The 14002-nt window shown below is 71.9% G+C and carries 15 protein-coding genes; 9 read left to right on the top strand and 6 right to left on the bottom strand.

The genetic code is table 11. From position 1 onward, the window contains the following. Positions 1–137: 137 nt before the first annotated feature. Entirely contained in the window at positions 138–527 is a 390-nt protein-coding gene (locus tag ACMXN5_RS05915) for an allophanate hydrolase-related protein (RefSeq protein ID WP_439674345.1), read from the top strand. A gap of 25 nt (positions 528–552) precedes the next feature. After that, the gene (locus ACMXN5_RS05910; protein ID WP_439674344.1) at positions 553–903 is read left to right on the top strand and encodes a hypothetical protein; all 351 of its coding nucleotides are present in this window, start codon (positions 553–555) and stop codon (positions 901–903) included. 20 nt (positions 904–923) lie between these two features. Here the strand turns inward: ACMXN5_RS05910 and ACMXN5_RS05905 are convergent, their stop codons facing one another. The 6 genes from ACMXN5_RS05905 to ACMXN5_RS05880 all read right to left on the bottom strand — a co-directional run bounded on the left by ACMXN5_RS05905 (position 924) and on the right by ACMXN5_RS05880 (position 4877). After that, complete coding sequence (locus ACMXN5_RS05905) at positions 924–2312, bottom strand: 8-oxoguanine deaminase (protein WP_439674343.1); 1389 nt, start codon at positions 2310–2312, stop codon at positions 924–926. A gap of 34 nt (positions 2313–2346) precedes the next feature. Then, positions 2347–3261: a factor-independent urate hydroxylase gene (pucL, locus tag ACMXN5_RS05900; protein ID WP_439674342.1), complete on the bottom strand. Its 915-nt coding sequence runs from the start codon at positions 3259–3261 to the stop codon at positions 2347–2349. A gap of 4 nt (positions 3262–3265) precedes the next feature. Then, a complete protein-coding gene (gene uraH / locus ACMXN5_RS05895; protein WP_439674341.1) occupies positions 3266–3607 on the bottom strand; it encodes a hydroxyisourate hydrolase in 342 nt (113 codons plus the stop codon). After that, complete coding sequence (uraD, locus tag ACMXN5_RS05890; RefSeq protein ID WP_439674340.1) at positions 3604–4101, bottom strand: 2-oxo-4-hydroxy-4-carboxy-5-ureidoimidazoline decarboxylase; 498 nt, start codon at positions 4099–4101, stop codon at positions 3604–3606. Before uraD ends, uraH begins: the two co-directional genes overlap by 4 nt. A gap of 159 nt (positions 4102–4260) precedes the next feature. Further along, positions 4261–4623, bottom strand: coding sequence for a helix-turn-helix domain-containing protein (locus ACMXN5_RS05885; RefSeq protein ID WP_439674339.1), 363 nt, complete (start codon positions 4621–4623; stop codon positions 4261–4263). Continuing rightward, entirely contained in the window at positions 4620–4877 is a 258-nt protein-coding gene (locus ACMXN5_RS05880; RefSeq protein ID WP_439674338.1) for a thiamine-binding protein, read from the bottom strand. The genes ACMXN5_RS05885 and ACMXN5_RS05880 overlap by 4 nt, the downstream gene beginning before the upstream one ends. A gap of 141 nt (positions 4878–5018) precedes the next feature. Between ACMXN5_RS05880 and ACMXN5_RS05875 the strand changes: the two genes are divergently transcribed. The 7 genes from ACMXN5_RS05875 (at position 5019) to ACMXN5_RS05845 (ending at position 13923) form a co-directional block, all read left to right on the top strand. Further along, positions 5019–5861 (top strand): hydroxypyruvate isomerase family protein, encoded by an 843-nt coding sequence (locus ACMXN5_RS05875; RefSeq protein WP_439674337.1) that lies wholly within the window; start codon positions 5019–5021, stop codon positions 5859–5861. Beyond that, positions 5858–6814 carry a 2-hydroxy-3-oxopropionate reductase gene (locus ACMXN5_RS05870; protein WP_439674336.1) on the top strand — a complete coding sequence of 319 codons (957 nt, stop codon included), beginning with the start codon at positions 5858–5860 and terminating at the stop codon, positions 6812–6814. Before ACMXN5_RS05875 ends, ACMXN5_RS05870 begins: the two co-directional genes overlap by 4 nt. Then, positions 6814–8529 carry a glyoxylate carboligase gene (gene gcl, locus ACMXN5_RS05865; RefSeq protein ID WP_439674335.1) on the top strand — a complete coding sequence of 572 codons (1716 nt, stop codon included), beginning with the start codon at positions 6814–6816 and terminating at the stop codon, positions 8527–8529. The genes ACMXN5_RS05870 and gcl overlap by 1 nt, the downstream gene beginning before the upstream one ends. A 169-nt stretch (positions 8530–8698) precedes the next feature. Beyond that, entirely contained in the window at positions 8699–9820 is a 1122-nt protein-coding gene (locus ACMXN5_RS05860; RefSeq protein ID WP_439674334.1) for a glycerate kinase, read from the top strand. After that, positions 9817–11163 carry an allantoinase AllB gene (gene allB, locus ACMXN5_RS05855; protein WP_439674333.1) on the top strand — a complete coding sequence of 449 codons (1347 nt, stop codon included), beginning with the start codon at positions 9817–9819 and terminating at the stop codon, positions 11161–11163. Before ACMXN5_RS05860 ends, allB begins: the two co-directional genes overlap by 4 nt. A 116-nt stretch (positions 11164–11279) precedes the next feature. After that, the gene (gene alc, locus ACMXN5_RS05850; RefSeq protein ID WP_439674332.1) at positions 11280–12326 is read left to right on the top strand and encodes an allantoicase; all 1047 of its coding nucleotides are present in this window, start codon (positions 11280–11282) and stop codon (positions 12324–12326) included. 301 nt (positions 12327–12627) lie between these two features. After that, complete coding sequence (locus ACMXN5_RS05845) at positions 12628–13923, top strand: family 2B encapsulin nanocompartment shell protein (RefSeq protein ID WP_439674331.1); 1296 nt, start codon at positions 12628–12630, stop codon at positions 13921–13923. Positions 13924–14002: the final 79 nt, after the last annotated feature.

The following is a 14002-nucleotide window of genomic DNA, read 5'->3' as shown; positions in this document are numbered from 1 at the left end:
GAGCCGTTCGCGTATCTCCCCACATGCGCGGAACGGCCGGGTCCATCCCGGCGGTCGTGGGGCGCGTCCGATCGGACGGGCCCGGCCGTTCCGCACCCTCCCCCGCACCCCTGCCGATTTCGAACAGGAGACAGCCGATGGCCCGCATGTTCCTCAATGGTCAGGCGATGGAGGGTGGCCCGTTCCACCACCACTTGGAGGGCGCGCCGCTGGTCGCCCGGACCCGCACCGCTCCCGGATACCGCTTCTTCTCGATCGGCGACCGCTGCCCGGGACTGCTGCCCGACCCGACGAGCGAGGCGCGGATCGCGGGCGAGGTGTACGAGGTCCCCGACGAGGTGTTGCGGGACAACCTGCTGCCGACCGAACCGCCGGAGTTGGAGTTCGGGATCATCAAGCTGGAGGACGGCTCGGCCTGCTTCTCGATGATCCTGCGCCGCGGCGAGTCCGAGTCCGGCCGGCACAAGGAGATCACCGAGTTCGGCGGGTGGCGGGCGTACCTGCACACGCTCGGGCGCGAGGCGTAGCCGCCGGCGCCCATATGATCACGGTATGACTGCCGAGAACGCCGCCCTGGCCGCCGTCCTGGAGGACACCGACGGGGAGATCGACCCCGCCGACCTGCTCGCAGCGATCGTGGCCGGCGGGGTGGTGGTGGCGATCGACGACACCGAGTCGGTGGTCTTCATCCACGGGCAGGACGGCAAGCCGTGGCTGGCGGCCTTCGTCGACGCGGCCACCTGCGCCCGGGACGTCCCGCACGCCCGGCCCTACGTGTGCGACGCGGCCCGGCTGGTGGACATCGCCGGGCGGACCGGGGTGCGGACCATGACGGTGGCGTCCGCGACGCAGTGCGCGACGGTACCGCTGGCGCTGGTGGCCAAGGCGGCGACCCGGGACTGACCCCCGCCCGCCGCGGGGCGCTACCTCGCGCGCAGTCGGGCCGCCGCTCGGCTCACGTTGCGGGCGATCTCCTCCTCGTCCACCCGGGACAGGTGACCGTGCTCCACCACCTCGCGGCCGTTCACGAGCAGCAGGGTCAGCGGGGCGGCGGCGCCCAGGACCAGCGCGGCCACCGGGTCGGCGATGCCCGAGTGCAGCACGTCGTCCACCCGCCACATGGCCAGGTCGGCGAGCTTGCCCGGTTCCAGGGAGCCGATCTCGTGCTCCCGGCCGAGCACCTTCGCGCCGCCCGCGGTGCCCAGGCGCAGCGCCTGACGGACCGTCAACGCGCCCGGTCCGCCGCGCAGTCGGGCGACCAGCAGCGCGTTGCGCAGTTCGGTACCCAATTCCCCCGACTCGTTGGAGGCGGCGCCGTCCACGCCGAGGCCCACCGGGACGCCGGCGGCCAGCATGTCCGGCACCCGGGCGATGCCCGCCGCGATCCGGGCGTTGGAGGAGGGGCAGTGCGCCACGCCGGTGCCGGTGCCGGCGAACTTGGCGATGTCCGAGTCGTCCATGTGGACGCAGTGCGCCATCCACACGTCCTCGCCCAACCAGCCGAGGCTCTCCAGGTAGTCGGTCGGCCCCATGCCGAATCGTTCCCGGCAAAACGCCTCCTCCTCCACCGTCTCGGCACCGTGGGTGTGCAGCCGAACCCCCTTGGCGCGGGCCAACTCGGCTGCCCCGCGCAGCAGTTCGGGGGTCACGGAAAACGGCGAGCAGGGTGCGGCGGTGACCCGGACCATCGCGTCGAAGGAGGCGTCGTGCCAGCGGTCGATCGCCTCGGCCGTCGCGGCGAGCGCCGCGTCGGTGTCCTCGACGCACGCGTCCGGCGGCAGTCCCCCCTGCGAAGCGCCCAGGTCCATCGACCCCCGGGTGGGTTGGAACCGCATGCCCAACTCGGCCAGTGCGCGGATCTCCGCGCCCAGGATGTCGCCGCCGTCCTTGGGGAAGACGTAGGCGTGGTCGGTGGAGGTGGTGCAGCCCGAACGCAGCAGCGCGGCGGCCGAACCCTGCGCCGCGGCGTAGCACATCTCGTCGTCGATCCCGGCCCAGACGGGGTAGAGCGTGACGAGCCAGTCGAAGAGGTTGCACTCCTGCGCGAGGCCGCGCGTGATCCATTGATAGAAGTGGTGGTGGGTGTTGACCAGGCCCGGGGTGACCAGGTGCCCGGTCCCGTCGATGCGGCGCACGACCCGTTCCAGGCCGGCGGGGGCGGGCCCGGCGCCGACCGCCTCGATGCGGTTGCCGGCGACCACGACGTGGCCGCAGTCGTACTCGGTGTCCCCGGCGTCGACGGTGGCGATCGCGCAGTTCTCGATCACGACGCGCCCGGGGGCGGTGGAGCCGGTGGAGTTGTCGACAGACATCGGCGGTCCCTTTGCGGCAGCGGTGTCGGTGGGTTCAGTCCACCGGGATCAGTGGCGTGACACCCTCGCGGTGCACCGTGCCCTCGATCAGACCGTAGGGCCGATCGGCGGCGTAGTACACCTCCTTGTCGTTCTTGATGCCCATCTGCTCCATGTCGACCAGGAAGTGGTGCTTGTTCGGCAGCGACAGGCGGACCTCGTCCACCTCGTGCCGATGGGTCAATACCCGGTCCGCCATCGCGTACAGGCTCTGCTGGAGCGAGTAGGAGTAGGTCTCGGCGAACGCTTCCAGCAGGTGCCGGCGCACCTGCGTGTACGAGCGTTCCCAGTCCGGTTCGCTCGCGCCGGCGGAGGCGTCGAAGGAGAACCGCCAGCGGGCGCTGACCTTGGTGGCCAGGATGCGGTCGTACGCCTCCTGGAGGGTGGTGTAGCGGTCCTTGATGTAGCCCCGGAATTCGGAGGCGGTCGTGTTCATCACGACCAGGTCCTTCAGCCCGGAGATCACCCGCGCCCGTCCGTGTTCCCAGACGATCTCGGTGGTGCGGGTCTCGCTCGCGTCGCGGACGAACGAGTGGCGGATCTCGTCCGCGCCGACGAAGCGATCGCGCCCCGGGGCCGAGGTGATCCGGTTCCACGGGTATTCCTCGATCCGGATCCGCGCCCGGGTGATCGACGGCTGCGATTCGACGAAGTGCCGGGCCAGCCGTATCCCGTAGGCCTCGGCGGAGTCGATGCCGTGTTCGCGGGCGAAGGCGAAGACGGTGTTCTTCATGGTGTCCGTCGGCAGCACCTTGTCGTTGCCGCCGGTCAAGTGGGTGTCGGACAGGTCGCCCGACAGCGCGACGCCGACGTTGAGGTCCTTGACCTCGTGCCGCTCGGTGTCGCGGCGGACCCGGACGACGCGGGTCTCCGCCTTTCCGTACTGGTTCTGCCCGAGCACCGTCGCCATGTTGTCAGCTCCCTCGATAAACGGAGTATCCGTACGGGTTGAGCAAGAGCGGTACGTGGTAGTGCGTTTCGGGGTCGGCGGTGAAGACCACCCGGACCTCCGGGAAGAACGGCGTCTCGCCGCGGGCGCGCCGGTAGGCGCCGACGTCGAAGACCAGGCGCACGTCGACGGGGCCGGCGGCCGGGTCGACGCCGAGCGCCGGCAGGTCCGGGCAGCGGCCGTCGGCGTTCGTCGCGGACGTGCCGAGCACGATCCAGGTGCCGTCGGCGGTGCGTCGGGACAACTCGACGGGGACGTCGGAGGCCGGGCGGCCCTCGCTGGTGTCGAGGATGTGGGTGGAGATCACGCGCGGATCAGTCCTTCCAGGCGCAGGCGGTTGATCTTCCGCAACTCCTCGCGGGTGACCTCCCACTCGGTCGCCGGGTCGTTGTCGAGTCGCCGGCGCAGTTCGGCCAGGATCGCCGCGGCGCCGCGCCCGCTCGCGCAGATCAGGAAGACCCGCCCGAACCGGTCCCGGTACGCGATGTTCCCGGCCCGCAGCTCGGCCGCCAGTGTGTCGTCCGCCTGCCGTACGCCCGCCTGTTCGCGGGTCGACTGCGGATCGTCGTGCCGGGGGCGCCCGATCACGGCGTGTCCGTCGATCGCCTCCAGCAGATCGTCGGTGGTGAGAGCGGCGGTCGCCGCGTCGGAGCCGGCGAACAGCGCCTCCGGGTCCGCGTAGGGGCGTCCGGCCAGCACCCCCGCGATCCAGGCCCGACTGGCGCATACCTCTCCGAGCAGTCGGATCCCCTCGTCGGTGGACGCGTCCTCGAGCCGTTTCAGCCCTGGGGTCGATGGCATGTCGAGACCTCCTCGCTCCGCGGGTACTCCAGTCCAGAGGTGAGCACCACGCCCGAGCGAGTACCCGGCGTCGGCACTGGCCGGAACGCTAGGCGTTGCGAATCCCGATCGTCAACAGTTTGTTGAAGTGCGTCATCGGAGCGATCGTGGGGCCTCGGTTCAGGGGCGCGTGTCGCGGTTCAGGTAGTTGTAGACGGTGAAGCGGCTCACTCCGAGGGCCGCGGCCACCGTCTCGACGCCGTGGCGGATGGTGAACGCGCCGCGTTGTTCGAGGGTGCGGACCACCCGCTGCTTGTCCTCGCGGCCGAGGTCGGCCAGCGGGCCGTATTGGCGTTCGGCCTCGCCCAGGAGGCGGTCCAGGGCGCTGCCGAGGCCGGGCAGGCGTACGGCGACGGCGGGGCGGCCCTCCCAGTCGAGCACGACGTCCTCGGGGCCGGCGTCGCCGACCGGGACGAACTCGGCGCCGATCGCGGTCACCAGGGGCTTGATCGCGGCGGACAGGGGATGTTCGGCGGCGCTCACGCCCGGCCTCCCGATGTCTGCGGCACGGTCGTCACCTGGATCGAGATGCGGGACGCGCCGACCCCGAACGCGCCTCGGCACACCCGGTCCAGCGCCGCGAGCACCACCTCGGCCTCGCCCTCGGCGGTCGTACCGAACGGGCCGACCTCCACGTCGAGACCCGCGTCGTCGAGCACGCGTCGGGCCTCCAGGGCATGGGCCGGCACGCCGTCCAGATCGAACGGCTCGGTCGAGAACTCCATCCGCAATCGCACGCCCGAACCCTAGCCGGCCGATCCCCGGCAGGCCAGGCTGCCGCGCGCCACCCTTGACAAACTGTTGAAGCCACGTGGCATGATTTCGATGAGCAGAATACTACTTCCGCATTATGGAATCGACGTGGAAGAGGTGATCCCGTGAGCGCTCGCGAACTGCGCTTCGACGTCAATCTCTCGATCCTCTTCACCGAACTCCCGCTCCTCGAACGGCCCGCGGCCGCCGCCGAGGCCGGCTTCACCGAGATCGAGCTGTGGTGGCCCTTCGCCGGTCCGACCCCCGCCGACGCCGAGTCGGACGCGCTGGCCCGGGCCGTCCGCGACGCCGGCGTCGCCCTGGTCGGGCTGAACTTCGACGCCGGGGACATGCCCGCCGGGGATCGTGGCCTGCTGTCCCGGCCCGCCGAGGCGGCGCGCTTCCGGGCCAACATCGACGTCGCGACCGGCTTCGCCGGGAGCCTGGGCTGCCGCGCGCTGAACGCGCTGTACGGCAACCGGGAGGACGGCGTGGATCCGCGCGCCCAGGACGAACTCGCCCTGGAGAACCTGGTGTCGGCGGCCGTCGCCGCCGAGCGGGTCGGGGCGACCGTGCTGATCGAGGCGCTGAACACGCCGGAGAACCCGCGCTACCCGCTGGTCACCGCGGCCGACGCGCTCGCCGTGGTGGACAAGGTGAACGCCGAGACCGGTCTGGGCAACACGGCCCTCCTGGCCGACTTCTACCACCTCGCCCGCAACGGCGAGGCGCCGGCGGGGGTGATCGACGCCCACGCCGACCGCTTCGGCCACGTGCAGATCGCCGACACCCCCGGACGGGGGCAACCCGGCACCGGCGAAATGGACTTCGACGACCTGTTCCGCCGACTCGTCGCCGCCGGGTACACCGGGCGCGTCGGCCTCGAATACAAGCCGGTCGGCGCCGCCGCGGACAGCTTCGGCTGGCTCGCGCGCGAGTTGCGCGGCAGCAAGGGAGGGACCGGATGACCGGCGCGGGGGACACCGGGCGGATCGGGTTCATCGGACTGGGCATCATGGGCGGCCCGATGGCGGCCCATCTGGTCCGGGCCGGCCACCGGGTCACCGGATACGACCTGGAGCGGGCCGCGATCGACCGGCTGATCGCGGCCGGCGGCGAGGGCGCGGCGGGTATCGCCGACGCGGTGCGCGACGCGGACGTGGTGATCACCATGGTCCCGGCCGACCCGCAGGTCGAGCGGGTGATGTTCGGCGCGGGCGGCGTCCTGGAGACTGTCGCGCCCGGCACGCTGGTGATCGACATGAGCTCGATCAAGCCCGGCACCTCGATCGCGGTGGCCGAGGCCGGCGCCGAGCGCGAGCTGCGGGTGATGGACGCGCCGGTCAGCGGCGGCGAGGCGGGAGCGGTCGAGGCGGTGCTCTCGATCATGGTCGGCGGCACCGAGCGGGACTTCGCCGCCGCACTGCCGCTGTTCGAGGTGCTCGGCCGCACGATCGTGCACGTCGGTCCGCACGGCGCGGGACAGACGGTCAAGGCCGCGAACCAGCTGATCGTCGCGGGCAACATCCAACTCGTCGCCGAGGCACTGCTGTTCCTGGAGCGCGCCGGGGTGGACACCGAGGCCGGGCTGAAGGTGCTCGCCGGCGGACTGGCCGGCAGTACCGTCCTGGACCGCAAGGGGCGGGTGATGCGCGACCGCGACTTCGAGCCGGGATTCCGGATCGACCTGCACCACAAGGACATGGGCATCGTCACCGAGTCGGCCCGCGAGTTCGACCTCGTGCTGCCGCTCGCCGGACTCACCGCGCAACTCGTCGCGTCGCTGCGCGCCCAGGGCGGCGGCGGGCTTGACCACTCCGGTCTGCTGCTCGGCCTGGAACGGCTCAACGGCGGTCCCCGCGAGGGTGGTTCGGCGACCGCCGGCACCGAGGACAGTGTTTCGAAACAGGGAGACAACTGATGGCACCCCGTCGTGTTCCGGTCATGAACGCCGTGGTGGAGGTGCTGAAGTCGGAAGGCGTGGACACCGCGTTCGGCTGCCCCGGCGCGGCCATCCTGCCGCTCTACGCGGCCCTGGAGGCGGTCGGCGGGATCGAGCACCTGATCGTCCGGCACGAAGAGGGCGCGACCCACATGGCCGACGGCTGGGCCCGGACCAACGGCGGTGTCGGCGTCGCGATCGGCACCTCCGGTCCGGCCGGCACCAACATGATCACCGGCCTGTACACCGCGCTCGCCGACTCGGTCCCGATCGTGTGCATCACCGGTCAGGCCGTGTCGAGCAAGCTGCACCAGGAGGCGTTCCAGGCGGTCGACATCGTGGAGATCGCCAAACCGGTGACCAAGTGGTCGGTGCAGGTCAAGGAGGCCGCACAGGCTCCCTGGATCTTCCGTGAGGCGTTTCGGCTGGCCCGCTCGGGCCGCCCGGGCCCGGTGCTGATCGACCTGCCGCTGGACGTGCAGCGCCACGAGATCTGGTGGGACTCGGAGGTGGACGCGCCGCTGCCGGTGACCGAGGTGCACCCGCACCAGCCGCGGGTGGACGCCGCGTTGGACCTGCTGCTCGCCGCCGAACGCCCGCTGCTGCTCTCCGGCGGCGGGGTGATCATCGGCGAGGCGCACGAAGAACTGGTCGAACTCGCCGAACTGCTCCAGATCCCGGTGCAGGTCACCCTGATGGGCAAGGGGTCGATCGACGAGGACCACACGCTCTACAGCGGGATGACCGGTGTGCAGACCTCGCAGCGCTACGGCAACGCCTCGTTCCTGGAGTCGGACCTGGTGCTCGCGCTCGGCGCCCGCTTCGGCGACCGGCACACCGGCACGCTCGATGTGTACCGGGGGGAGCGGAAGTTCATCCACGTCGACATCGAACCCACCCAGATCGGCAAGGTGTTCGAGCCGGACCTGGGCATCGTCTCGGACACCCGGCTGTTCCTCCAGGCGATCCTGGCCGGCGCCAAGGAGCGCGGCATCCGCCGCGAGGCGGGCGCGTGGGTCGCGCGGATCCGGGAGCTGCGCGCGTCGTTGACCCGGCGCGAGGACTTCGACACCGTGCCGATCAAGGCGCCGCGCGTGTACAAGGAGATCAACGAGATCTTCGACGCGAACACCTACTTCGTCACCGCGATCGGGCTCTACCAGATCTGGGGCGGCCAGCATCAGAAGGCGTACAAGCCGCGCCACTACCAGGTCTGCGGTCAGGCCGGCCCGCTCGGCTGGGAGATCCCGGCGGCGATCGGGGTCAAGAAGGCGCTGGGGCACAGCGATCCGGACGCCGAGGTGGTCGGCATCGTCGGCGACTACGGCTTCCAGTATCTGGTCGAGGAACTGGCCGTGGCGGCGCAGTACAACGTGCCGTTCGTGATCATCATGATCAACAACGAGTATCTGGGCCTGATCCGGCAGGCGTCGATCCCGTACGAGATGAACTACCAGGTCGACATCCACTACGACGAGGTCGGCACCGACAACGTCAAGTTGATGGAGGCGTACGGCTGTTCGGGCAAGCGGGTGATCGAGCCGGGCGACATCCGCCCGAGCATCGAATGGGCTCGCAAGGAGGCGCAACGCACCTCGCGGCCGGTCCTGGTGGAGATCATGATCGAGCGCGAGGCGAACACGCCGCACGGGCCCGCGATCGACGCGGTCGAGGAATTCGAGCCGGTGCCGTAGCGGACCGCGGCTTCCCATCGATTCCGCCCGGTGGCGTCGACCCATTCCGGTGTCGTGCCCGCGCCACCGGGCGGTTGCCGGCCCCGTCGGTCCTGCCCGAAACGGCGACCGCGTAGTTGACTGTGCCCTCTGTACAGCCCACCCGACAGCCCACCCGAAGGAGCAGCGCATGGGCCCGGTCGTCGTGCTGGCCCCCGACAAGTTCAAGGGGACCCTGACCGCGGCGGAGGCCGCGGCCCGGATCGGCGCCGGGATCCGCCGGGCACGCCCGGACGCACGGATCCGCGTGGTGCCCGTCGCCGACGGCGGCGAGGGCACGGTCGACGCCGCGGTGGCGGCCGGCTTCACCCGGATCCCGGCGCGGGTGAGCGGTCCCACGGGGCTGCCCGTCGACGCGGCGTTCGCGATGCGCGGCGCCACCGCCGTGGTGGAACTGGCCGAGGCCTCGGGGCCGGCCCGGCTGCCCGCCGGACCCGAGCCGCTGACCGCCGACACCACCGGGGTGGGCGAGTTGATCGCCCGCGCGCTCGCACTGGGCTGCACCCGGATCGTGCTCGGCCTGGGCGGCGCCGCCACCACCGACGGCGGCTCGGGGCTGGCCCGGGCGCTGGGGGTGCGCCTCCTCGACGCGGCCGGGGCGGACCTGCCCCGGGGCGGGGCCGCGCTGCGCGACCTGGACCGGATCGACGGCGCCTCGGCCCTGGCCGCGCGGCTGGCCGGCGTCGAGGTGGTGATCGCCTCGGACGTGGACAACCCGCTGCTCGGCCCCAAGGGCGCGGCGGCGGTGTACGGGCCGCAGAAGGGCGCCACCCCCGACGACGTGGCCGTGCTCGACGCGGCCCTCGCGCGCTGGGCGGAGGTGGTCGCCCCGGACCTGGCCGACGTCCCCGGCGCGGGAGCGGCCGGCGGCGCCGGATTCGGCGCGCTGGCACTGCTCGGCGCGACCGTGCGCCCCGGCATCGGCCTGCTGCTCGACCTCCTGGGTTTCGCGGAACTGCTCGACGGGGCCCGGCTCGTGGTCACCGGCGAGGGCAGCCTCGACGCACAGACCCTGCACGGCAAGGCACCGGCCGGGGTGGCCGCCGCCGCCCGGGCCCGGGGCGTGCCCGTGGCGGTGGTGTGCGGCCGCGTCGAGTTGAGCCGGGACCGACTCGACGCGGCCGGCATCGTCGCCGCCTACGCGCTGACCGACCTGGGCCCCGACAGCCTGACCCGCGCCGGCGCCCTCGCCGAGATCGCGGGCGAGCGGCTGGCCCGCGACCTGCTCACCGCATCGGAGGACGCGTCGTGACCCACACCCCCACCCTCGTGCTGCGCTCGCGCCGGGTGCTCACCCCGGACGGCGAGCGGCCGGCCGACGTGGTCGTGGCCGGCGACCGGATCGCCGAGGTGCTGCCCCACGGCACCGCCGTCGGCGGCGCGCCGGTCGAGGATCTGGGCGAGGTAGCCCTGCTGCCGGGCCTGGTGGACACCCACGTACACATCAACGAGCCGGGCCGCACCGCGTGGGAGGGCTTCACCAGCGCCACCCGGGCCGCGGCCGCCGGCGGGGTGACCACGCTGATCGACATGCCGCTGAACTCGATCCCGGCCACCGTCACGGTCGACGCGCTGCGGATCAAGCGGGACGCCGCCCGCGGGCGGGTGTACGTGGACGTGGGCTTCTGGGGCGGGGCGATCCCGGGCAACACGGGAGAGTTGGCCGCGCTGTACCGGGCCGGCGTGTACGGGTTCAAAAGCTTCCTGGCGCCCTCCGGCGTGGACGAGTTCCCGCACGTGAACGCCGCCGAGCTGGCCGAGGCGCTGACCGAACAGGCCCGGCTGGGCGCGCTCGCGATCATCCATGCCGAGGCGCCGCAGGTCCTGGACGCCGCGCCGCAGGTGCCCGGTCGGGCCTACGCCGACTTCCTCGCCTCCCGACCCGACGCTGCGGAGACGGTCGCCGTCGGGCAACTCCTGGACACCGCCAAGCGCACCGGCGCGCGGGTGCACGTGCTGCACGTGTCCTCGGCGGACGTACTGCCGCTGCTCGCCGCCGCCCGTGCGGACGGGGTCGTGGTCACCGCCGAGACCTGTCCGCACTATCTGACCCTGGTCGCCGAGGGGGTGCCGGCCGGCGACACCACGTTCAAGTGTTGCCCGCCGATCCGCTCCGAGGACAACCGCGAGCGGCTGTGGCGCGGGGTCGAGGCGGGCGCGTTCGCCGCCGTGGTCTCCGACCACTCGCCGTGCACCACCGACCTCAAGCGGCTCGACGTCGGCGACTTCGCCGCCGCGTGGGGCGGCATCGCGTCGCTGCAACTGGGCCTGCCCACGGTGTGGACCGAGGCCCGGGCGCGCGGCCTGGCGCTGGCGAAGGTGGTCGCGCTGATGTCGACCGGGCCGGCGCACCTGGTCGGCCTGGCCCGCAAGGGCACGATCGCGCCCGGATACGACGCGGACCTGGTCGCGTTCGACCCGGACGCGGTGTTCACGGTGGATCCGGGCGGGCTGCACCACCGCAATCCGGCCACCCCCTACACCGGCCGCACGCTCACCGGCGTGGTCCGCACCACATGGCTCGCGGGCGCGCCCGTGGACGTACACGGCACCCCGCGCGGACGCCTCCTGGACCGCGTGGGGACGGCCGCGTGATCACCCCGGCCATGCGCCGGCTGCGCGGCCACGGCCCGCCTCCCCCGAGCGCTCTCCCATAGCCGCGAGCGCCCGCCCGCGGTTGTCGACTCCCGTTCCGGGCGAGGAGATTCCCCATGACCACCGACTTCACCGCGTACGTCAATCTGGCCTCGCGCGCGCTCGGCGCCGGCGTGGTCGCCGCCAACGACGAGTGGTTCGCCGAGAAGGAGAACCTGCTCCGGGCCGAGCCGCCGGTCTTCGCGCCGCACACGTTCGGCCCCAGAGGGCAGATCATGGACGGCTGGGAGACCCGCCGCCGGCGCGGCCCCTCGGCCGCGCACCCGCACCCCGAACCGGACGCGCACGACTGGGCGATCGTGCGCCTGGGCGTGCCCGGCATCGTGCGCGGGGTCGTGATCGACACCGCGTTCTTCACCGGGAACTTTCCGCCGGGCGCCTCGGTCGAGGCCGCCTCCGTGCCCGGCACACCCTCGGTCGAGGAACTGCTCGACCCGGCGGTCGTATGGACCACGATCGTCGCCCGCACCGAGTTGCGGGGCGACACCGCGCATCCCTTCGAGGTCGCCGTGGCACGTCGGTTCACCCACGTACGGCTGAACATCTTCCCCGACGGAGGGGTGGCCCGACTGCGCGTGCACGGCGAGGCGGTGCCGGATCCGGCCTGGCTCGACGGGCTCACCGTGGACCTCGCGGCGCAGGAGTACGGCGGGGTCGCCGAGGCGGCCAGCGACCGCTACTTCTCCTCGCCGCACAACCTCAACGCGCCGGGCCGCTCGCGGGTGATGGGCGAGGGCTGGGAGACCCGCCGGCGGCGCGACGACGGCCACGACTGGGTGCGGCTGCGCCTGGTCGGACGGGCCGAACTCCTGGGCGCCGAGATCGACATCGACAACTACCTGGGGAACGCGCCGGGTTGGGTCGCGCTGGCCGGCAGCGACGCGGGCGTGGATCCCGACGCCTGGTTCGAACTGCTGCCGCGCACCCGGGTCCAGCCGGACACCCGACACCGATTCCGCTTCACCGACGCGCCCCCGGTCACGCACGTACGCATCGAGGTCTTCCCGGACGGCGGGGTGGCCCGCCTGCGGCTGCCGGGCCGACTCACCGAGGCGGCCCTGACCGCACTGCGCGACCGCTTCCACACCGCCGGACCGGCATAGCGCACGCGCCGGCCGACGGGGAGTCGGTTCCGAGACGAGCGAGCGGATCCCGGAGAAGCCTCCGTCAGAGCTACTTAGCCAATTCGCACCCCTACCAGTCTCACTCGTTCGGGTAATGGCCGGCCGTCGGCGCAACGGCAACGATTGACCGCGCAAACGGGTTCATCCAGGGGAGGCGGAATCGTTGTCGATCGATGCTGGGGCGCGCACGGAAGGTGACGCCCAGGACACGCAGGCCCGTTCGAGTCTTGCGACGGAGGCGGCGCGAAATCTCGCGACGACCACCAAGACCGTCCCGCAGATGCAGGACATCACGTCGCGATGGCTGCTGAAGATGTTGCCGTGGGTCCAGGTATCGGGTGGTACATACCGGGTCAACCGACGGCTGAGCTACCGGGTGGGGGATGGTCGGGTCCAGTTCGTTCAGACCGGTTCCGATGTGCGGGTGATCCCAGCGGAGTTGGGCGAGCTGGCGCCGCTGCGCGGGTTCGAAAACGAGGAGGTGCTGCGCGCGCTGGCGGACCGGTTCGTGCGGCGGGAGTTCGCGGCGGGGGAGACGCTGGCGACCCTGGGGGAGCCGACCGACCGGGTCTTCCTGGTCGTGCACGGCAAGATCAACCGGTTCGGCGAGGGCCGCTACGGCGACCGCACCGTGCTCGGACTGCACGGCGACGGCGACCACTTCGGCGAGCGCATGCTCGTCGACCGGGACGCGACGTGGGGGTACACGGCCACCGCGGCCACCTCGGTGATCGTGCTGGAGATGACCCGGGAGGCGTTCGACGCGGTGCAGGCCGACGCGTTGCGCACGCACCTGGCCGAATACGCCGAGGACACCGGTCGGCCGCAGAACGCCAAGGGCGAGGCGGAGATCCCGATGTCCGCCGGCCACCGCGGCGAGGCGCTGCTGCCCGGCAGCTTCGTGGACTACGAACTCAAGCCGCGCGAATACGAGTTGAGCGCCGCGCAGACCGTGCTCAAGGTGCACAGCCGGGTCGCGGATCTGTACAACCACCCGATGGATCAGATCGAGCAACAATTGCGGCTGACCATCGAGGCGTTGCGCGAGCGCCAGGAACACGAGCTGATCAACAACCGCGAGTTCGGGCTGCTGCACAACGCCGACTACGACCAGCGCATCCAGGCCCAGACCGGCCCGCCCACCCCCGACGACATGGACGAGCTGCTCAGCCGGCGACGCGGCTCCAGGCTCTTCCTGGCCCACCCGCGCACGATCGCCGCGTTCGGCCGCGAGTGCAGCCGGCTCGGCCTGTACCCGACCACGGTCGACGTGGGCGGCAACCAGATCCCGGCCTGGCGCGGCGTGCCGATCTTCCCGTGCAACAAGATCCCGATCTCGGCGGAGCGCACCAGTTCGATCCTGGTGATGCGTACCGGCGAGGACGACCAGGGTGTGGTGGGTCTGCACCAGACCGGCCTGCCCGACGAGTACCAGCCGGGCCTGTCGGTGCGCTTCATGGGCATCAACGAGCAGGCGCTGATCTCCTACCTGGTCACCGCCTACTACTCGGCGGCGGTACTGGTCCCGGACGCCCTGGGAGTCCTGGAGAACGTCGAGATCTCGCGGGCCCGATGAGCGGGAGAAACTACCCCGTGTGCGGCGCCGGTGACCGGATGAGAAAGATCACGAAGAATATGTATGGGTGTCAAACCGG

This window comes from Embleya australiensis (genome assembly GCF_051903075.1).
Taxonomy (GTDB): domain Bacteria; phylum Actinomycetota; class Actinomycetes; order Streptomycetales; family Streptomycetaceae; genus Embleya.
The sequence above is the reverse complement of the archived record's forward strand: the minus strand, read 5'-3'. Positions and strand labels throughout refer to the sequence as shown.

Coding starts and splice junctions, on each gene's coding strand:
- ACMXN5_RS05915 (WP_439674345.1), top strand. CDS start 138: ATGGCCCGCATGTTCCTCAATGGTCAGGCGATGGAGGGTGGCCCGTTC.
- ACMXN5_RS05910 (WP_439674344.1), top strand. CDS start 553: ATGACTGCCGAGAACGCCGCCCTGGCCGCCGTCCTGGAGGACACCGAC.
- ACMXN5_RS05905 (WP_439674343.1), bottom strand. CDS start 2,312: ATGTCTGTCGACAACTCCACCGGCTCCACCGCCCCCGGGCGCGTCGTG.
- pucL (WP_439674342.1), bottom strand. CDS start 3,261: ATGGCGACGGTGCTCGGGCAGAACCAGTACGGAAAGGCGGAGACCCGC.
- uraD (WP_439674340.1), bottom strand. CDS start 4,101: ATGCCATCGACCCCAGGGCTGAAACGGCTCGAGGACGCGTCCACCGAC.
- ACMXN5_RS05870 (WP_439674336.1), top strand. CDS start 5,858: ATGACCGGCGCGGGGGACACCGGGCGGATCGGGTTCATCGGACTGGGC.
- gcl (WP_439674335.1), top strand. CDS start 6,814: ATGGCACCCCGTCGTGTTCCGGTCATGAACGCCGTGGTGGAGGTGCTG.
- ACMXN5_RS05860 (WP_439674334.1), top strand. CDS start 8,699: ATGGGCCCGGTCGTCGTGCTGGCCCCCGACAAGTTCAAGGGGACCCTG.
- alc (WP_439674332.1), top strand. CDS start 11,280: ATGACCACCGACTTCACCGCGTACGTCAATCTGGCCTCGCGCGCGCTC.
- ACMXN5_RS05845 (WP_439674331.1), top strand. CDS start 12,628: ATGCAGGACATCACGTCGCGATGGCTGCTGAAGATGTTGCCGTGGGTC.